The 17,808-nt window shown below is 54.1% G+C and carries 25 protein-coding genes, 1 tRNA gene and 2 pseudogenes; 15 read left to right on the forward strand and 13 right to left on the reverse strand.

Annotated elements, in window-relative coordinates; all coding sequences use genetic code 11:
• The first annotated feature begins 18 nt into the window (after positions 1–18).
• Both ACZ49R_RS02460 and ACZ49R_RS02465 read left to right on the forward strand, forming a co-directional pair.
• The gene (locus ACZ49R_RS02460) at positions 19–855 is read left to right on the forward strand and encodes an NTP transferase domain-containing protein (protein WP_464733592.1); all 837 of its coding nucleotides are present in this window, start codon (positions 19–21) and stop codon (positions 853–855) included.
• A gap of 430 nt (positions 856–1,285) precedes the next feature.
• Positions 1,286–2,290, forward strand: a complete 1,005-nt coding sequence (locus ACZ49R_RS02465; protein WP_464733593.1) for a hypothetical protein — start codon at positions 1,286–1,288, stop codon at positions 2,288–2,290.
• A gap of 33 nt (positions 2,291–2,323) precedes the next feature.
• Here ACZ49R_RS02465 and ACZ49R_RS02470 read toward each other — a convergent pair whose 3' ends face one another.
• A complete protein-coding gene (locus tag ACZ49R_RS02470) occupies positions 2,324–3,502 on the reverse strand; it encodes an ATP-binding protein (protein WP_464733594.1) in 1,179 nt (392 codons plus the stop codon).
• Positions 3,503–4,174: 672 nt separating this feature from the next.
• On the opposite strand from ACZ49R_RS02470, the gene ACZ49R_RS02475 reads away from it, so the two are divergent.
• Positions 4,175–4,456 carry a HEPN domain-containing protein gene (locus ACZ49R_RS02475; RefSeq protein ID WP_464734083.1) on the forward strand — a complete coding sequence of 94 codons (282 nt, stop codon included), beginning with the start codon at positions 4,175–4,177 and terminating at the stop codon, positions 4,454–4,456.
• Positions 4,447–4,770, forward strand: coding sequence for a hypothetical protein (locus tag ACZ49R_RS02480; RefSeq protein WP_464733595.1), 324 nt, complete (start codon positions 4,447–4,449; stop codon positions 4,768–4,770). The genes ACZ49R_RS02475 and ACZ49R_RS02480 overlap by 10 nt, the downstream gene beginning before the upstream one ends.
• On the opposite strand, the gene ACZ49R_RS02485 is transcribed toward ACZ49R_RS02480, so the two are convergent.
• Entirely contained in the window at positions 4,767–5,204 is a 438-nt protein-coding gene (locus ACZ49R_RS02485) for a PaREP1 family protein (RefSeq protein WP_464733596.1), read from the reverse strand. The two genes, ACZ49R_RS02480 and ACZ49R_RS02485, sit on opposite strands and share 4 nt — an antisense overlap.
• Positions 5,205–5,823: 619 nt before the next feature.
• Positions 5,824–6,204: a hypothetical protein gene (locus tag ACZ49R_RS02490; protein WP_464733597.1), complete on the reverse strand. Its 381-nt coding sequence runs from the start codon at positions 6,202–6,204 to the stop codon at positions 5,824–5,826.
• Between the two features lie 211 nt (positions 6,205–6,415).
• Here ACZ49R_RS02490 and ACZ49R_RS02495 point away from each other — a divergent pair, with 211 nt between their 5' ends.
• Positions 6,416–6,784 (forward strand): HEPN domain-containing protein, encoded by a 369-nt coding sequence (locus tag ACZ49R_RS02495; RefSeq protein ID WP_464733598.1) that lies wholly within the window; start codon positions 6,416–6,418, stop codon positions 6,782–6,784.
• Positions 6,763–7,182, forward strand: a complete 420-nt coding sequence (locus tag ACZ49R_RS02500) for a nucleotidyltransferase domain-containing protein (RefSeq protein ID WP_464733599.1) — start codon at positions 6,763–6,765, stop codon at positions 7,180–7,182. Before ACZ49R_RS02495 ends, ACZ49R_RS02500 begins: the two co-directional genes overlap by 22 nt.
• Before the next feature lie 266 nt (positions 7,183–7,448).
• Here ACZ49R_RS02500 and ACZ49R_RS02505 read toward each other — a convergent pair whose 3' ends face one another.
• Positions 7,449–7,730 (reverse strand): hypothetical protein, encoded by a 282-nt coding sequence (locus ACZ49R_RS02505; protein ID WP_464733600.1) that lies wholly within the window; start codon positions 7,728–7,730, stop codon positions 7,449–7,451.
• A 50-nt stretch (positions 7,731–7,780) separates the two neighbouring features.
• On the reverse strand, positions 7,781–8,059 hold the full coding sequence (locus ACZ49R_RS02510; RefSeq protein ID WP_464733601.1) for a hypothetical protein: 279 nt from the start codon (positions 8,057–8,059) through the stop codon (positions 7,781–7,783).
• Between the two features lie 18 nt (positions 8,060–8,077).
• Between ACZ49R_RS02510 and ACZ49R_RS02515 the strand changes: the two are divergent.
• Positions 8,078–8,251, forward strand: a pseudogene (locus ACZ49R_RS02515) (zinc ribbon domain-containing protein); the annotation flags it as partial.
• Between the two features lie 441 nt (positions 8,252–8,692).
• Entirely contained in the window at positions 8,693–9,055 is a 363-nt protein-coding gene (locus tag ACZ49R_RS02520) for an aspartate 1-decarboxylase (RefSeq protein WP_464733602.1), read from the forward strand.
• 307 nt (positions 9,056–9,362) lie between these two features.
• On the opposite strand, the gene ACZ49R_RS02525 is transcribed toward ACZ49R_RS02520, so the two are convergent.
• Positions 9,363–9,593: a transposase family protein gene (locus ACZ49R_RS02525; RefSeq protein WP_464733603.1), complete on the reverse strand. Its 231-nt coding sequence runs from the start codon at positions 9,591–9,593 to the stop codon at positions 9,363–9,365.
• 204 nt (positions 9,594–9,797) lie between these two features.
• Here ACZ49R_RS02525 and ACZ49R_RS02530 point away from each other — a divergent pair, with 204 nt between their 5' ends.
• Both ACZ49R_RS02530 and ACZ49R_RS02535 read left to right on the forward strand, forming a co-directional pair.
• Complete coding sequence (locus ACZ49R_RS02530; protein WP_464733604.1) at positions 9,798–10,034, forward strand: hypothetical protein; 237 nt, start codon at positions 9,798–9,800, stop codon at positions 10,032–10,034.
• 53 nt (positions 10,035–10,087) lie between these two features.
• On the forward strand, positions 10,088–11,200 hold the full coding sequence (locus ACZ49R_RS02535) for a 4Fe-4S binding protein (protein ID WP_464734084.1): 1,113 nt from the start codon (positions 10,088–10,090) through the stop codon (positions 11,198–11,200).
• On the opposite strand, the gene ACZ49R_RS02540 is transcribed toward ACZ49R_RS02535, so the two are convergent.
• Entirely contained in the window at positions 11,181–11,396 is a 216-nt protein-coding gene (locus ACZ49R_RS02540) for a hypothetical protein (protein ID WP_464733605.1), read from the reverse strand. The genes ACZ49R_RS02535 and ACZ49R_RS02540 overlap by 20 nt on opposite strands.
• A gap of 68 nt (positions 11,397–11,464) precedes the next feature.
• On the opposite strand from ACZ49R_RS02540, the gene ACZ49R_RS02545 reads away from it, so the two are divergent.
• Positions 11,465–11,797 carry a hypothetical protein gene (locus ACZ49R_RS02545; protein WP_464733606.1) on the forward strand — a complete coding sequence of 111 codons (333 nt, stop codon included), beginning with the start codon at positions 11,465–11,467 and terminating at the stop codon, positions 11,795–11,797.
• 80 nt (positions 11,798–11,877) lie between these two features.
• The gene (locus ACZ49R_RS02550) at positions 11,878–12,564 is read left to right on the forward strand and encodes a DUF973 family protein (RefSeq protein ID WP_464733607.1); all 687 of its coding nucleotides are present in this window, start codon (positions 11,878–11,880) and stop codon (positions 12,562–12,564) included.
• A 19-nt stretch (positions 12,565–12,583) separates the two neighbouring features.
• Here the strand turns inward: ACZ49R_RS02550 and ACZ49R_RS02555 are convergent.
• Positions 12,584–12,852, reverse strand: a pseudogene (locus ACZ49R_RS02555) (zinc ribbon domain-containing protein); the annotation flags it as partial.
• Positions 12,853–12,981: 129 nt separating this feature from the next.
• A complete protein-coding gene (locus tag ACZ49R_RS02560) occupies positions 12,982–13,359 on the reverse strand; it encodes a hypothetical protein (RefSeq protein ID WP_464733608.1) in 378 nt (125 codons plus the stop codon).
• Between the two features lie 439 nt (positions 13,360–13,798).
• Here ACZ49R_RS02560 and ACZ49R_RS02565 point away from each other — a divergent pair.
• The 3 genes from ACZ49R_RS02565 to ACZ49R_RS02575 all read left to right on the forward strand — a co-directional run bounded on the left by ACZ49R_RS02565 (position 13,799) and on the right by ACZ49R_RS02575 (position 15,128).
• A tRNA-Met gene (locus ACZ49R_RS02565) sits at positions 13,799–13,875 on the forward strand.
• Between the two features lie 66 nt (positions 13,876–13,941).
• A complete protein-coding gene (locus tag ACZ49R_RS02570) occupies positions 13,942–14,247 on the forward strand; it encodes a hypothetical protein (RefSeq protein WP_464733609.1) in 306 nt (101 codons plus the stop codon).
• Positions 14,238–15,128 (forward strand): class I SAM-dependent methyltransferase, encoded by an 891-nt coding sequence (locus ACZ49R_RS02575; RefSeq protein ID WP_464733610.1) that lies wholly within the window; start codon positions 14,238–14,240, stop codon positions 15,126–15,128. Before ACZ49R_RS02570 ends, ACZ49R_RS02575 begins: the two co-directional genes overlap by 10 nt.
• On the opposite strand, the gene yjjX is transcribed toward ACZ49R_RS02575, so the two are convergent.
• The 4 genes from yjjX to ACZ49R_RS02595 are packed head-to-tail and all read right to left on the reverse strand — an operon-like array spanning position 15,116 to position 17,800.
• Positions 15,116–15,649 (reverse strand): inosine/xanthosine triphosphatase, encoded by a 534-nt coding sequence (yjjX, locus tag ACZ49R_RS02580; protein ID WP_011763127.1) that lies wholly within the window; start codon positions 15,647–15,649, stop codon positions 15,116–15,118. The genes ACZ49R_RS02575 and yjjX overlap by 13 nt on opposite strands.
• Positions 15,646–16,257, reverse strand: coding sequence for a methyltransferase domain-containing protein (locus ACZ49R_RS02585; RefSeq protein WP_464733611.1), 612 nt, complete (start codon positions 16,255–16,257; stop codon positions 15,646–15,648). Before ACZ49R_RS02585 ends, yjjX begins: the two co-directional genes overlap by 4 nt.
• Before the next feature lie 56 nt (positions 16,258–16,313).
• On the reverse strand, positions 16,314–16,601 hold the full coding sequence (locus tag ACZ49R_RS02590; protein ID WP_464733612.1) for a hypothetical protein: 288 nt from the start codon (positions 16,599–16,601) through the stop codon (positions 16,314–16,316).
• Complete coding sequence (locus ACZ49R_RS02595; RefSeq protein WP_464733613.1) at positions 16,598–17,800, reverse strand: RAD55 family ATPase; 1,203 nt, start codon at positions 17,798–17,800, stop codon at positions 16,598–16,600. The genes ACZ49R_RS02590 and ACZ49R_RS02595 overlap by 4 nt, the downstream gene beginning before the upstream one ends.
• Positions 17,801–17,808: the final 8 nt, after the last annotated feature.

Consider the following 17,808-nt stretch of genomic DNA (forward strand, 5'->3'; position numbering starts at 1 on the left):
ATTTAAGTTGTTTCTTACGTGAGAGCCGTAATAATGGCGGGGGGCAAGGGGAGTAGGCTCGGCGACCCCCAGAAGTGCCTAAGGCCAGTCTGCGGCATCCCGCTTTTGTTTAGAGTAGCGGGCGTCCTCCACCAACTGGCTGACGAGATCTACGTCGTGACGACGCCTAGCCACACTGAACTCGTCCAGGCGGCGGAGAGGTGGGGCCTAAAGGTTGTCTATGGAAGCGGCCAGAGCTACCCCCAAGACTTTCCCATAGCTGCCCGCCTAGCCCCGGCGGTGGTGGCGGCGTGCGACATAGCCGACCTAGAGCCCCGGCACATACAGCTTCTCACAGCGCAAGAGGTCTTCGCCACGGCGGTGACGCCGAGGGGCTACGTGGGGCTGTCCTACCTCCCCAGCGCCGACATGGACAGATGGGTGGAGGTAGACGTGGGCCCCCTCCTAGACGTCGACGCCCCCGAGGACCTCGAGGAGGCAGAGAGGAGGTGCCCAACCGCCTACCCCCTCTACGTCGACGTGGCCTGCCTAAAGCCCCACGAGGAGACCCTAGACGCCGCCCCCGAGCCCCAAGGGGAGATACCGCCCATCGCCGTGGACTACAGAACCGGCGTAGTCCTCGACGGACACCACAGGCTCAAGGCTCTGCTCAAACACGGGTCTGCCCCAGTCCTCCTATTTGACTACCGGGTGGTAGACGTAAACATCCCCAGGGAGGAGGTGGTCCAGAGAGCCCTAGAAGGCAGGCTCTACCCGCCCAAAACCACCTGGCACACCTACCGCGGTAGACACATATCCCAAATCCCAGCCGCCAAGGCGAGGCCAGCCGCCAAAAAACTCCGGTGTAGAACATAAGCCGTATGTCCCTAGGCGGTCGCCGCTGGCAATTCTTGACGCGCACCTATGGGAGCACGCGGCCCCCTCCGCCAGCGTTCGGGACAGACCTAGTCGAGGCACCTCATGGAACTGCCCCTCGCCGCCGCAGATAGACACGTATTTAAGCCCTCCGCCTGCGCCAAACGCAGAACTTTTCCCGCACCCCCAAGAAGAAATCAGCCAAACCCATGACAAAAAACCCGCCCCTAGTCACAGCGTCGGGATATGTTATTCCTCGGCTCTAGTCATGTAGCAAAGGTAGATGGGACTTCACCGGTTATACATTTCTTATGAGATGTAGTTTAAATTGAACTAATTTATTCTACAATTTATTAACATCTATTTGTTATTGTAGCTCTCTTTTACAGATATCAAACGAAAAAAAATACTGGCAAATTCAATACCATACATGGATAGAAAAAAGATAGTGGGATTAGCCACGACACCAGCCTCAGTAGCAATAGCGCTGATCTTGGCAACAAACTCACTGCATCTACCTGTCAAGGTGGTACCTAAAATACCGATTACATACTCCGTGTTACCTAACGGCACCGTCATACCGGGTATACACTATGTGGGCAACGAGGAAGGGGCTAGGGTCATCCTTACGTACCCCAATGGGAGTATGCTGGAGTTTGACCTGAGCCGGCCCGAGGAGTTCATGAGGTTGTACAAGGCGGCGCCCTACTACTTCATAGGAAGCAAAAAAGAGAAGGTGCTACCTATCGGCGGAGGGGTGATCAAGGGATGGGTCAAGATAGAGAAGGGCAACAAGGCCGTCAGGCTGACCCTATTATACTTCCCCGATGGCCCCCCGACGGTAAATGGTTCGTGGATCGTCCAAAAATTCCGCCTATTCAACTGGACTGAGACGAAGTCAGTAATCGAGAACATAGAGCCAAAGGCGCTAGAGTACATACCACATGAGATACTACTGAAGGTACAACTTATCAGAGATACACAGAGCTTTGACATCATTACGGTTTATCCGCCGCCGATAGAGTGGCAATTCCAAGATGTATTTGGAGTGACCGTCGCTACGGTGGAACACGGCGTGGCATACAGCACCGACTGTTCATCAGGTATCTATAGTGCACTTGGCTGGATTAATACTGCCGACATGTTTGGCTACACCTTCTACAACCAGATCACCATGGAAGGTCAGCAGTGGAGCGGTTGGAGCTCTATCTCAACCGGTTGGGTATCGTTCTCGCCGCCTGAGACGCAGGTAAACATAGTGCAATCAACGAGCGTTTACTTTGGCATCAACGTAAATGGTGGTGGCGTTTATGGCCAAGTCGGGTCTGTATCGACGTCGTGGAATCTATTTCCAGAAGGGGTCTATGTGGTGTCCTATGCTACGGGTGCCGCTGGCTCTAGTTCTCTGCCGGGTTACATATCAGTGTGTGGCTGAGATCCTTTAGAGAGTAAAACTTTCGCCCCCTTTTCAGCTTTTTAGTTGTTTTAGGAAGTGTGGTATGTCCTCTTTTGTTAGTATCTGCACGTCTGCTGGGTAGGTTTTCCGGGGCCGTGTCTTTTTTATCTCGACTTTGTAGGGGCCAGCTACTGCGTCTACCTCCTCCTTGTTTTTCCAGTAGTATATCTCGCCGAACTTCCGGTAGAGGTGTTCCTGTACCACGTGTTCGAGGAGGGCTGCCTCGTCGACGGCTCTGGATGTCCACTGCGCCAGCGCCCGGTAGAGCAGGGGGTCTCTGAAGAATATCTTCTTCTCTCTCCTCGGCTGGGGCACCCCGCCGGAGATCTGTAGGGCGATTCCGACGGCGTATATGTCGGCGAGGAACTCTAGATACTCCCTCACTGTGTTGTGGGAGACCCCCACGTCTTGTGCCAAGGCGTGGTAGGACGTTGGGCTCGGCACTCTGTCCAGCACAGCCGCCACTATGTCCTTGAGGAGGTGGGGGCTTCTGCCGTGTCTATAGGCCTCCGAAACCACGGCGTCTACGACGGTCTCAGCCGCGTCGGGGTGTCTGTTTACAGATCGGGGGAATCCGCCTGTCTCTAGGTACTCGTGGAAGGCCTCGGCCAGAGCCGCCGGGTCGCCGCCGGCTGCCCCGGTGACCTCGGCGTAGGTGGGGAAGTCGAGGGGTAGGACGACCACGTCGCGGCCGCTCCCCCTTCTGCCGGGGAACCGTTCCGGCGTTTTGACGAGGCCAACGGTGGAGGAGCCGGTGGCCGTCACGACGGCCCTCTCCAGGGCCCCCACGTCTATGTAGTACTTGAGCACGCGCCACCACCCTCTGACCGAGGTCACCTCGTCGAGGAAGAGGTAGAGCGTCTTTGCCCCCCGCCTGGCGGCGCGCCCAAGCACATACTCCAGAGCTCTCCTCAGCTCAGCCGGCGACAAGAGGATGTCTAGGTCTAGGTAGGCCACAGCATCCGGCGGGACCCGCCTCAGTAGCTCCCTAATGAGGAGCTTTAAGCCCGTGGTCTTGCCCGTCTGCCTGGGCCCGTAGACGAAGTTCAATGCCGGAGGATCCAGAGAGACTGCCCAGATCCAACTGGGGACCCAGCGCACCCTCTCCCCCTCCCACGCCCGAAGATGGCGGTCTCTCTCAGCCCAGTTGGTCTCAAACCACCAGGGGTTTGCCCTATCCACCACGTCCATTGTCAAAATACTGACAATAACCTTAAAAATATTTGTCATAAAACTGACAACATAAGAAGGTAGCTGAACGCCGTACTGCCAACGGGCTACACGGCAGACATACATCTGTAACATTGGCGAAAAGCCACATTTGCATGTCCCGGGCCTAGCCGGGGCTCGGAAGGTGTAGAGAAGAGAACTCCGTGTGCCTCAGCCAGTCATGTGACGCGGAAGCCCCCGACGGCCGGGCGACGACGTGCCCCTCCAGCCACTGGCGCTAAGTGCCCCGCCTAATTCTCCCAACCCAGGCGCCGTCGCCTAAGGTGACGTCGTGATGTCTCGTCGTATGCCAATTGCTACATTGTGTCTTTGTCCCCTATCTTTTTCTTGGCCCCTCTCCAGGGGACTTGGGGGCCCGCCTCGGGTACACCGGGGCGAGAGGGCGGCTCACCTGGGGGTCGGCCGCTGATTGTTTATATTGCAACAGTTTGGCGCCCCCGTCTGCCGCCCCAGGGGCCAGACGCCGTTCATGAAACAAGAAAACTTACGAAGTTAAAGATGTGACGGCCGCCGGAGTGGAAAAACGGGTTGTTTTATCTTCTCTACCCAACTCGCGCATGGTAAAATATGTGAGTTTTCTTCTAGAGAACTCAAGGGCTTCTCGGCGGGTGGCTAGGAGGGATCTTGAGGATAGTGTGGAATCTCGCCATGTTTCACGCAGAGCAGGAGCTACAGCTGTGTCTGAAGTACAAGCTCTACAGCCGCTTGGGGGATTTCCCCCCGAAGAACGACCTTAAGACTCTGGCTTCGGCCTTGTCAAGGTTTGAACGCGTCGACGTCGACACCCTCTTTCTCGACTTGTTGACGCTGGCCTACACGGCGTCTAGATACCTCCTATTTACCTTCCCTCCGGAGGCCGCCAGGCAGGCCGTGGAGTACGTGGAGAAGCTCTTGGGGGAGCTGGGATGTTTGTAGAGTTGCTGGCTGATCTGAAGAGGGGGCGCGATAGATACGTGGCTGAGGCGGTATCTGTCGGCGATAAAGGAGGCCGTCAGGAAGGTGGACCCAAACGCTCGGGTTCTGGCCTTCGGGAGCTTCGTAAGGGGGGCTCTAGGCCGGACAGCGACATAGACATCTTCGTGATAACGACGGCGGATGAATTCGCCGTCTACAGGGCGGCCGCGAAGGCCGTCGGCAGAGGGCCCCACCCCTTCGAGATCCACGTGGCTACCCCCCAGGAGTACGAGAGCTGGTACAGGAGGTTTATCGACGTGTGGCGGGAGGTCTAGCGGCCTCCCAGCGCTGCCCCTAGCTTCTCTCTAAGCGTCTTCGCCGCCTCGACGAAGACGTCTACGTCCCATCTCTCCAAGTGCCCCTCGTAGAAGTTTACGTGTAGTTGCTCCACCTGTGCGAAGAGCTTTACAACTTCACGATCTCCCAGCTCCTGGGAGATCCTCCTCACGGCGGCCCAGACAAGCCTATGTGTATCGTGCGGCCAGCGCCGCGCCTCCGCCACGGCCTTGACAAGTTGCACTACCGAGTTCCAGATCTTCTCGCCGCCCTGCCTCAGATCGCCGGCATCGATAAGCCTAAGCCCCTCCTCCCAGAAATACTCAGAGGCCCTCAGGTAGAGCTCGACGCGCTCCGGCGGATCTAGACCCTGGACTACCGCGTCGTGCAACACGGCCAGCGGGTCAAGTCCGCGCGCCCTAAGGATCTCCAAGTCCGGGATATCCACGAAAAGGCGTGGGTGTGCAATTTAAGACTTCCTGCCCTGCATCTGCTGACAAATACGCTCCGCAGAGCCCCTCCGCAGAGGACAACACCTCGGAGGTACAACCGAAAGCTACAATGGATTTTCTATGGCCACAACCGTTACAACCGAAAATTCCGCCCTTTAGGGCGGAGACGAGTTATACGAATACATTTTTCATGGCAGAGTGGTGAAGACAGCTGAGAAGGGCTTAAACAGCGGTGTGTTCAACACGGCGGATCAACATAAGCACAGAGGGCTCCGGCGGGGGCGCCCTGCCACAATACCCACCCCGGTCGTTGCCCACAAACCCGAGCAACGGCCGAGACCCCTGCAAACCCCGCCTCAGGGGAAGGGGTTATACATTCGCCCCAGCGGCCGCCATCACTGCTCCAAGGCTTTGCGACTTGGAGACGCCGGCTTAACATGTGCCCCTTGCCGGGACTGCCCAGAGACTCTGGGCAGGCCCCCGGGGGTCGGGTGGGGCGTTGGGCGCGTCCACATGTCTTCGGTTGGGTGTAGCACGGCGCCTCATCCGTGCCGCGGCTGGGGGCGTAGTTCCACACCTACCCCATCCACGTGAAAATTCTCAGCGGGGGGTAGGAGTAGACGTCGCCGTCCTCCCCCCTAACCGCCACCAGGGAGAACTCCCTCTTAATATCCACGTACTCCTCCACGAGCAGATCCCCTCCGTAGCCCCTAAGCCGCCTCCGACACTAGATAAACTGCCCCTTCCCGTCGTACCCCCCGACGGCATCTCCACCACAGCCTTCCCCATGCCCTCCGCAATCCTCACCGCCTCCTCCCACCCCCGGGCCCAAGGCGCCGTGGGGATTTTAAGAGAGTCGAAGAAAGCCCTCTCCTCGAGGCGGTTCTTCTTTGCCAAGAACCCCAGCGGCGGCTTCAGCTTGCCGAGCCTCTCGGCGTATCTCGCCGCCTCCACATCCACATTCTCAAACTCGAAGGTCACCACATCTGCCTCGTCAACCGCGGCGAAGGGGTCGGCGGCCCTCTTCCCATATCTAAAAGCGAGTGCGGAGGGTTTCGGGTCGTACGAAGTCTATAGAACCTAGACGCCTCATAGCACATCATCAACTTATAGCCGCCATCCGCATATACACAACGACGCCGGCCACTCTATGAGCTACTACAACAATTTATATAACAGAGGTGGTACATACGTGGAGCGCTGGCTTGAGAAGGCAGAGCGCTATAGGCGGTACGCCCAGAGGAGCCTCGCCGCTGGCGAATACGACTTGGCGTGCTTCCTGGCTCAGCAGGCTGGCGAATTCCTTTTAAAGGCCCTCCTCATTAGGGAGGCGGGGGCGAGGCCCCTCACCCATAGTCTCTACGAGATGGCGAAGAGGCTTGCCCAGCTGAAGTCGGCCCATGTGCCGGAGGAGGTGGCGCGGTGCGCCAAATCGCTGGAGGAGCACTACATACAGGCCAGGTACCCAGACGCGAGGCTCGGCCCGTATGAGGAATGGGAAGCAGGGGAGTGCCTCAGATGCCTCGACTTGTTGTGGAAATGGACAGATGGATTAAGGTAGCGAGGCAGAGGCAGGTGGAGTTGCTGGAAAGACTCCGCGAATTCCTCAAAGAGGTATGTAGCGAAGGCGACGTGGTGCTCTTCGGCTCCCGCGCCCGGGGCTCCCACCACGCCCTTAGCGACTGGGACATCGCGGTGTTGACGCAGAGCGGCCGCTACCACATCGCCGTGGAGGAGTTCGGCCAAGTCGTCTACATCCCCCTCGCCTCTGTAGACGAGATACTCGCCAAGAGCATGATCGCCCTAGACATAGCCAGCGACGGCCAGCTGCTCTGCGGCCGCGGCGACCACTGGCAGATCTACCTAAAAAAAGCCCGCCTGTACATCCTGGAGAAGAGGCTGGTCAAGACGCCAAGCGGGTGGTACCCAGCACCGTCTCACTTCGATCCGACGCGGTGAGGAGCAGAGGCGCCGAGGGATGCGCCTTGTGAGGACAACGTGATTAAAGAACTACAGCGTGCTGTGGCTGTCGACTTAACCAGGCCGGTGAGGATATCTAGAGACCCGAAGGCTGGCCCTCTTTTGAGGCAGTTCTGCGTGAACTGAGCCACCCTCCGTCTTCGCCCCGCCAGCTGGGGTGGTGGCTGTGGTAGACCCGGCTTCAGGCACTGTGAGTAAGCCTGTTGCGGGGCCTACGGTGGAGTTCAAGGCGCCGTGGGCCTACCTCATCGAGGATACCTATGCCATCGAGTTCGCGCAGAAGGAGAAGGCGGCGGGAACTCCTCGTCGTATCCCTTCGGGATGTACTCCACGCTGACTGCGGGGTGCTTGCTCTCGAAGTACGGTATCAGCCCCGTAGATGGAACTCCTGGTGGTAGGCGGATCTCCTCAATATCGTTAGTCTCCTCCCGTCTCCACCAGCCGCGTGTCCTAAGGCGTAGATCCCCAAGTCCTCCTAGAACTACCGACATAACTGTAGCTATTATTAGTTTTCTCCTAGTTATCATAAGCAATGAATTTTCAAAAATAAATAAGGTTTGTTCATATGAAAAAATCATTACTTCAGCAGTTGAATTGGAGGCGCCGTGGCGTTTTTCAGCTGAAGGCCGGCCAAGGCCGCAACCGTAGATCCCACCTGCGGCATCCAGATGAGGACGTACTGCCTTCTCACATATCCGCCGGGCGACCACGCGCCGAAAAAGCCCCTGAGCTCTCTCCAGTAGCCTATCCCGTCGTGGCAACCCGTGACAGTCTTGAAGGGCTGGGGGGTCTCGAAGACGGGGCCTATGGCAGACGTGTCGTAGGCGCAGTAGCCGGGCCTCACAGCGACGGCCACATGAGCCCTTGCCTCGCCTGTCCCCATTGCGAAGCCAAGATGATCGAAGAGGGAAACCGCTTCATGCGTTGCCTCGTCTGCGGCTTCTCGGATCGTAGGGATAGAATTCCGTTGCTCTGGGCAAAGAGGAGGTACTGGGAGCTCTTCCAGAAGCAACCCGTTTTTTCGTCCATCACACTTTTAACTTCATAACTATCTCCTGCTCATTAGCCGCATCCCCGGTCTGGGGCCCGGCGAACTGAGGGCCTTGCCGCCAGCCCCCAATGACCCAAGCCCCACGCCCGCGGCCGCCCTAAGGGCATCTCCGCGGGCCCCAGCCCCCGGAGAGGGCCGGGCGTCACAGAGGGGGGTTTGTCACGTTGCCTATCTGGCTGAGACTCTCGGAGAAGTGTATAAATCTCTGGGTCTCTTCCGCGTCAGTGATGATGTCCAGGGCGCCGATGTGTGGGGAGGGTTTCTGGTCGCTGACAAGTCTGCCCAGTCTTACAGCAACTTGTATACCTCTCTACAGATAGCTACAGAATTCAATAGGATACGTCCGCTATTCGTAACTCTGCCGTGGAGATATATTTGTTCTCCCGTTATATGCGCTTAGGCACGATCACATATATAAACTAAGCTGTTAGGGGGTGTATGCCGGTTTTGCTGAGAGCTAAAGCACACGGACTTGTTGTGACTGGCAAAAATCTACACTACGAGGGATCTCTGACGTTGGGAAGAGATATCATAGAAGCGGCGGGGTTCTACCCGTTGGAAAAAGTAGAAGTCTACAACGTCACAAATGGGGCACGATTTACTACATATGTAATCCCGGGCAGGCCGGGGGAGGTTGTACTAAACGGCGCCGCAGCGAGACTTGGAGAGGTAGGCGATTTGATTATTGTTGCGGCATATGAATGTGTAGCTAACCCAGCTTCCCACATCGCAACTATTGCAATTTTTGAAGGTAATAAATTGAAAGAAGTTAAGAAAATTTCTTTCAGCGACATGTATTGATACAAGCCTTCCAGCTATTTCAATAGTAAAGTCGGTATGTGTGTCTCGCCTATTGGCATGGGATCTTTGGCGCGGGAGACGACTTCCTTATCTTTTTCTCGGCCCCTCCTCCGAGGGGCTCAGGGGCCGTGCCGGGGCGAGGGGGCGGGTCACCCGGGGGACGGCCGCGAGTCGCCTGTTGCAGGCGCCCCGGGGGGCCAAGCGTCGTTCATGTGGGAGGTGTAGTTGGGGGGTTAGGTGGTGGTCGCCGGGGGGTTGTTTCTAGCCCCCAGTACCTCTCCTCCGCCATATCATGGGGGCGTTGTCTCTATGCGCTCTGAAGCCGCAGGTGGGGCAACGCATTACGCGGCCCCTCTCCCATCTTAACGCCACAGCGGGGGCAGATGGTCGAATACAGCCGCTCTTCCACATACGGCAGGCCGTACCACTGCGCCAACTCCTTTAACCTCCTCCTCAGTTGGCCGAGACCGTTGAGGAGGTGCTTCTTTATGTCTCTTCCGTTGTCCTCCTTCAGCTCTTGGTACGTGTCGTCCTTCATCGTGTCTACTACGATCGCGGCTTGGTGCTCTCTGGCCAGTTTTATGATCTCGCGGGCGGCGTTTATAACGACGTCACGGATTGCGCCAAAGCGTTTCGTCTCAAGTTTCTACAGCTGTCTCTGGAGGTCGAGAGCTCTACACGGATCCTCGTACGCACGCGAGGGCCCTACTTAACCGGCTGATGTGGGCATGTATCCTCTGTAGTGAAATCGGAGATCGTTATTGGAGAAGACGGCGTCCTCGCTTTTCTCCCTCTGCCCCCTCTGGCGTATGCGCCTAAAGACGGCGATATATGCGGCTACCGCCATCACAGGGGCTTTGCTGAGGTGAACCCGCTTTTCGCCGACGCGCCTTGGCTCGCCGTGGTGGCCATGGCCGCGGTGGTTCTTAGCCCGCGTCGTGAGTCCAATAGGCTGTCAGCTTTCCAACTAGAAATGTAGTGACGTGGGCAGAAAGGTGTCAATTATTTAAAGGCGTCGTTGTATTAGAGAAGGTGGGAACGGGGGACAAACCATCTATCATCATTGTTGATGGTAGAGAAGATCTTTCTAAACGTCTCTCTCAGACGCCGCTATATTTCGCATATCGTGGGCCCCATGGGGAGTGGTTTAGAAGCGTAGCCGAGAAACACATAGACACAGACTGGGCCTCTCTCCCACCTGCTGAAGTTAAGACGGCGACGAGGAGAGAGCTAATAACAGGGGGCTTCATAAGGCTGAGGGACACAGCGGTGGTAGACCAAGCCAAGTGTATCTGGTGCGGCATGTGTGTCAGATCTTGTCCAGCTACGGCTTTTGAATATGTTGAGAGGAAATCTATTAGAGTGAGGTACGACCGGTGTATAGATTGCGGCCTATGCAACGCCGTGTGTCCCGTCGAGGCGGTGAAGATGCCGTCTCTACCTGACGGCTTTCTCGCCGAGCTTATAAAGACGGCTCCAGGGCCGTTGAAATTTATCTGTGACTATGCCTTCCAAGATGGCGACGAGGAGGGGGTGAGGGTCAAGTGTATCGCAGCCATACCTAAGCAATATCTCTATATTGCGGCGGCGAAATATGGCGAAGCCAGAGCCCACTGCTCCCGCGGCGAGAGATGTCCCTTGTGGCCAGCCGTGGAGAAGTGGGGCGCGGGGCTTGTCCGCGAGGACAGAGACTTCGTGGTGAGGGCCGAGAAGGCTCCTCTACAGCCTGGAGACAGGTGGCAGACGAGGATGCTCGCCGTGGCCCTGGGAATGCCTGTCGGCAGAGTGGAGGTGGCGGAGGGGTGCACCCTCTGCGGGGCCTGTGTCAACGTCTGTCCTACAGACGCCCTCTCCATAAAGGGCTTTGAGCTCCGCCTCACGCCGGCGTTATGTATCGCCTGCGGTGTTTGTGTAGAGAAATGCCCAGAGAAAGTGATAAAGGTTGGGAAGACCCGGGAAGACAAGCCCTACGAGTCTAGGGTCGTCTTCCGCGACAGCCCCGCCAGATGCTCTTCCTGCGGAAAACCTCTGCCATATACGGAGACTATGGCGCGGAAGCTGGCCGAAAGATTAAAAGAGAGGGGGCTCCCCTACGAGCATATATACCTCTGCGAGGAGTGCCGTCTCAAGTCTTCGCCCGTCTAGCCTTAACCACATGTAGGTCGCCCTCCTTATACACGTCTATGACGAGGTAATTAAAGAGGGGTAAAATAAGCCTTAGCACATTTACACATCCCTCATCTGGCGTCTTAACTACGACTTCTCTAGGCTGTCTCTCTTTTATATATGCCACAGCCTTAAGCGAGCCCTCTGGACAACCCGGCACTTCAACTACTTCCACGAACTAGAAATACATCGGCCTTATAAAAATAGCGTCAATGTTTATTTAGCAGTTGTAAAAGTTTTGCTATGTCTCCGGCGGGAGAGATAATTGGACTCGTAGTTGGGTGGTTGGTCTCTACCATTGCCGTGTGGCTTGCGCTTAAGGTTTTCCCAGGTAGGCAGAAGAGAGAGGATTTGGCTGGGGCGGCGCTTACTGCATTAGTAGGCGCGTTGATCTATTGGTTTTTCCACGCCGTATTTAGAATCCCCTTTATAAGCGGCATAATAGCTTTCTTCGTCTGGCTTTATGCACTTCGGAAGCTACAGGGAGTTGGATGGCTCGGAGCGTTTGCCCTCGCCATATTGATATGGATAATAAACGGACTATTCAGCCTATTCCTCCCAACGCTTAGATTATAGAATTTTTTCCACGATTTTGCCAGAGGATATCTTGACGTCCTTCCACATCTACATATTTAAGTTATAAAAGACTAATATCTATGGAAACGAGGGGCGTGGAATTAGATGCCCTTAATATGCTTAAGACAGGGTTTTTGTACATTTTAGTCGCAACGCTTTTAGCTATTATAGGTATTTTCGTCGGCCTGGCTTCTATATTTGCTGTAGTTGGCGCAGTTTTCGAACATCCATTCCACTATGTAGCTTCTGCGGCGGGCGCTTTAGCTGTATTTTTCATACTGTTATTAGTAAGCGCCGCCGTGTCTCTATACGCCATTTTTGGCAAAATTAGGCCGGGCATGCGTCTAATGTCTCAGATAGATAGGGGTTTTGACATATGCCACACGGGGACTACGCTTATGCTTGTAGGTTTAATAGTTGTAATTCTCGGGTTGATAACAGGTCTGTTGGTGATAGGCGCAGGAGCCGCGGCTGCCATGCCGTTCAGCGCCTTATCTGGCGTCTTTGTTATTCTGGGCGCAGTTTTTATAGGTGGTATAGTCATTCTCATAGGCGAAATACTTGCCTTTATAGTAGGCGCCTTTAAGCTATATGGCAGATATAACAACACGCTATATATTGCAGCCGGCATCCTCTACATAGTGGACCTAGCCCTAGCTTTCGTTAGAGTAGGAGGCATACTGTCGCTAGTGGGGACTATACTGATGTATGTCGCATTAAAAGAGACGATAGAAAAAATCTCGTATAAATCTGCCACGTCGAGTTAGCGGTTGCTAAGCCTTGCAAACTGGACAACGGAACCGCCCGGTAGAACGCCACGTCGCGCCAGAACACCTTGGCTCGGTCTACGAAATACTTCTTAAGCCCATATTGGAGAAACACCACCTCAATAATCCGGCGCGTCGTCTGTCGGGAGTGAGGAGACGGTCTAGCTCCTCCGCCGTGAGTCTGGGCTCTTCCTTTCCTGTTAACTCCTTAAGCAGTCTCTTTATATATTCTCCGACGGCTAAATACATGTGCGTCACGAGGTCGAGGACATCCGGCCGTTCCTCGATGAGCTTTCAAGGGATTCTGATCTTCAGTGTCCTGTAGACTTGGTTCATATGCATACAGGGCGTAGGGGAGAAAAGCTAGATGTTGAGATCTCTCGTATCGTTGCGAGCGGGTAGGACGGGCGGGAAAGGCTATCGTAAGTCGAAAGCCGCAATTAGTAGCCGCCTGGCAACGTTTGTGATGTATGCGGCGGTTTCCAACGGCGTGACGGATCCGAGGTTCATGAACAAGATGGCGAGTACGGCGGGTGTAGTGATGAACATACTAAACGCAACCGATTCAAGTGCGTCAGATTCGTAGTCCTTTCCGCGATTTATAATAGCGATTAGGGCGAGAGTGCGTGCAATTGCATCAATCGCCACGACGTATACAATTGGAGAAGAGGAGTCGCTCAAAAACAAGACATCGCTGGTCGCCACGGCGATGAGCCCAACTACAAACGACAGTAGGTTCACGCCCCACCTCCCACAGACGCAAAAAGTCAGAAGCACTCTTTCTATTCCTTTCACACACCTGCCTGACGTCGTCGCTGTCAGGCAGGTGAACCGAGGGAGTAGAAAGTGGCAAAGAGATTGGCGGGAGACATGAGAGGGAGATGCAAAAAACTAGGTTAGGTAGGAGACGAGATCCTCTATGGTGTGAGCACAGATAAGGCCGTAGAGCTCTTGGACGTGCGGCGGCTTAGTTCTTATATTTTTAGCACCCGTTATTTTTGCGTATAGAAGCACGGCAGCGATGGCCGTAGTTATATCAGCCCTGAAGTAGACGCAGAGCCCCTCTGGCTGGCTCTCGGCGTAGGCGCGACTATGGTCAACACCGCCGCGTATGTCGTAGTCCCGGGGGTCAGTGTTTTGCAGGCTCCGAGGAGGGGCGGGAGATGCGAAGGGGGCATAGAGAAAAACTTATAAAGCTGTTATGAAATTACCATACGGCGCAGTGGGCGCCAGAAGCGGGGTAGGCCAGCCTGGTAGGCCGCGGGGCTCATAACCCCGAGGTCCCCGGTTCAAATCCGGGCCCCGCTACCAAATTATTCTCTTGTATATGTAAGGAGCCCACCCGTAAGTCTAAAATATAAGGGCGTTATAGTATATATGCAGATTATAACTGTCCTCAGGGGTTTGTGTCCGAGATGCGGAAGACCCTTCGTCTTGGAGATGGCGCCGGGTGTTACATCTGTATGCCCCCACTGCGGCCAGCCTGCGGATGTTAATAAGTGTGAAAGAGATAGTGTCGTCAAGTTGGGAGATTGCGAAATTAGAGATTGGGATAGGGTAGCTACTTTAAGCCCCACTGTTCAACAGATGGTTCTACAAGCGCTGGAGTCTGGGAGGGCGCCTAAAGAGTTGTACCCCATATTATTAAAGCTCAGAGAGATAGGAGCCTTGGTATGTACATAGACTTTCCCTCTGTGTGGAGATACTTCCGGGAATATATAGTAGCGTCCGGCGGCATTTTAGAACTTAAGAAGGCGCTCGACTGGAGCATTTGGTATGCAGCCAAATGGTGGAATGAGATAAAAGAGAAAGATCTAAAAAAGCCCTTTGTTAAAGCTCTCTACATATCGCTTCTCAAAAGGGGGATAATAGACGAGAGAGGCGAGTTCAAGAAAGAGGTTAAGAAACCCGAGATGCCAAAGGGGCTATATGCGAGAGAGTGGGTAGAGATGCATATGCGTTTTGACGAAATAGGAGCTATCAAAATAGCACAAGACGAAGTTGATAGAAACGCCTTAGACCTCTTCTACAGCGATATACAAGTACAAGGCTGGCATAGAATTATGGTAAAAACCTTCCTAAAGGCAGCGGGGGTTACAGACGGCCAAGCCGTACTAGAGCCCTACTCCAGAGAGGGCCACATAGCCGCCTTCTACCACGAGGACTATAAGCCAGCCTCTTACCTCGGCTACGACCCCAGCGCCGTCTTTGTTGAAATGGCAAAAGCCGTGGCGCCCTCAGCGACTTTTGTGACGGTTTCGACAGCATGCGAAATTTCAGGTCATTACGACGCCGTGTTACTCATAGAAAAACTCCAGTGGATGCCCGACCCACTCCGTGAGCTTGAGTGTATTAGCCGAGTCTTAAAGCCAGGAGGAAGGCTATATGTCGCCCAGCCCGTGGCAGAGTCTATGCCGGGCTACCTCGCCATCCTCACGGCGGTGGGGGCACAACACGTCTTCACTTGGAGAGAGGTTGAAGATATGTTGTCATCTAGGTTCCACCTAGAGAAGCGCCTCATTAGAGCTCTGCCCTTCTACGGCGCGGTGTTTCAGAAGCGGTAGAGCGGGGCGTTTGTAGAGAGCCTAGGCACAAGCGCCATAACTACCGCAGCCATGTTTAAATCGAAGCGAGACACCACCCCTTTGGTAAGCACGCCTATTATGCCCTCTTTATAGCCGATTGCAACTCTTCCAAAGTACCTCTCTGCCAGAACCCCCAACTCAACCCCCCTTAACACATCGTTGAGAAATATGTCGGGGACTTGGAAGGCAGGGCCAAAGCCTATTGTAACAACGCCGTTTCTATCCGCTATTGCAGCCACAGTGACGTCTAAATAACGCCCGCCCGCCTGTAGTACGCCTGCCTCAATCCCAACGCCATGTTCTGCATTTTGCACAACAGAAAGCGCCGCCCTCGCCCTCTCTATGGCCCCCGCGACCACAGTCTCAACGCCAATGGGCTGCGGAGGGAGAGACACAGGCTTTTCGACGGGGACTACTTGCGCCCTCATCCCAAAGAGCTTATACGCCGCTTGAACAGCCCTCAGCTTATTTGGATTTCTAGACGCAACGGCGACAATCATACTTTAAACTCGATACAGACAAAGCCCATACGCTCAGCCTCTTCTATAGACACCTCTCTAGCCTCCTCTACCTCTTCCTTCTCGCCTGGCGGCCTAGAGAGAGTGGCGACTATACGCAAAGGCCTCATCCCCTCGGCTATTTCTACTACCTTTCTGACGGTGTAGAACCTCGCCCTCGAGTAGAAGGGGTGGCCCCTCGCGCCCATCTCTACGTACAGCCTGCCCCAGGGCGACTCCTTCGGCACTATACACGCCACAACTCTCTCCGCCACCCTAGCCGCCTCGCGGAGCACAGCCGCCGGGTTATCTACAAAACAAAGCGTAACTACAAGGAGGGCACAGGGAAACGCCTTATCTCTCATCGGGAGGGCCTCTCCCACGGCCTCTACAAGCTCTAACTCTCGCGGAGCTAACTTAAGCATCTCTCTCACGGGGTCTACGCCTACTCTTATCCCAACTGGCGCGGCGAATCTCCCAGTGCCAACTCCCACTTCCACGCCGCCGTGGCAGTCGAAGTTAGAAACCGCAGACAACTCCGATTTGTACAACGCAGAATGGGCTATATACCATCTGTCATAGTCTTTTGCCTTAGCCTTAAAAACTTCCACACGATAGAGAAAGCGAGGAAAATAAAAACCTAGGAACTCTGAAATTTCTAGGGCGGCTATTTACTCCACATCGATTTATCGCTGAATACTTTCTCTAGTTCTGCCGGCGTCATACGGCAGTTATGCTTAATAAGCCAGTCGGCCATTATGCCTATTATCAACTCTGTGTTATGTTTTCCAAGTGCCTTCTCTAGTACTTCATAGACGCGCCAGGGCTCTTCCACGAGGAAGTAGTCAAAAGGCTTGCCAAACACCGCCAAGACACGGTAATGAATTAAAGCTCTTATGGGAAAATCAAGCTCTATATATAGGCGTGTTAATAAATCTTTGGTGAGACATGTCATAGCTTAAATACTACTCTCCTCTCCTGGAGATCTACTCGAAACTGCAACTTTATAGGGGTTATGTTGTCTGGCGTATGTATAATGGCGTGGTTGTGTTTTACCAACAGGATGTAGTCATAGTATGAGCTTAAGTATCTAGCCATCTCTCTCCAGGCGCTGTAGGAATTAAACACGTGGAAAATTACTGTGGGATATTTTAAAAGAGATCTATGGAGTGGGATTGTCTCCTTTAGTAGCTGTATGCCCGTTGCTAACAATACCTCCTCATATTGGTCAACAATGTGTAAATCGTACTTCCCCTGGTTTACAAACACAGCGCTTCTATACCACCAATTTGCAGACATATGCTCAGACACAGGATGATAAAGCAGAGAAACCCCTAACTCCTTTAGGCTAGCTCCAAATCTCTTGGCAGTTTCTATGTAAAGCGGCACTAATTTGTGGTGGTGATAAAGAACTTTGTAGTTTCTTTTTGCAAGCTCCGCCGCCATTAATACAGCAAGTTTACTCGCCAGCCCATCTGGAGGCCCTACCAACGCGGCTAAACTCCCCCTTAATAAACCGCCTTCTAAAACTTGGTCTAACTCGGGAAAACCTGTAGAGATTTTTTCGGCGGTGATTTCTACAGGCTCTCTCCCAGGCGCCACAACAGTGGGCCTCTCTTCTAACGCATAGAGAAATACTGTCTGAGGTATATAATATCCTCTGGACTTTAGTATTTTTACATAACGTGCAGAGGCGCCTGTATTAAATATACGGTGCTCAACTTCTATTATTGTATCAGCTATATAATCAGATGGAGTTGTTTCCACACCCTCTTTTACCAAGACTATAGGCCTCTCACGTGAAAGCCCGTGGTAAAACACGGCGTGGATAAGCTCTCTCTCGCCTTCGGCAGTAAGAGCACTTACGCCATCTACGACGACGAAATCTGGATTAAGCTCAAGAACTTTATCTACAATGATTTTTACTGCAACCCTAGGCTCTACGCTAACTAAGTCAAATATGTACGCAGGCGGAGTTAATCCAGCCGATTTGAGAAATTTAACAAGCCGATCGGCGGTCTCGTAAAAGGTGAACCACGCCACTTTTTTAAACTGAGAAGCGGCCTTAGCCACAAGCAACGTTTTGCCAACCCCTGGAAGACCCTTGACGACGATAGCGCCTTCTTTAAAGAGATCCCATATTTCAAACCTCATAGTCTTTA

The sequence above is a fragment of the Pyrobaculum organotrophum genome (assembly GCF_055384425.1).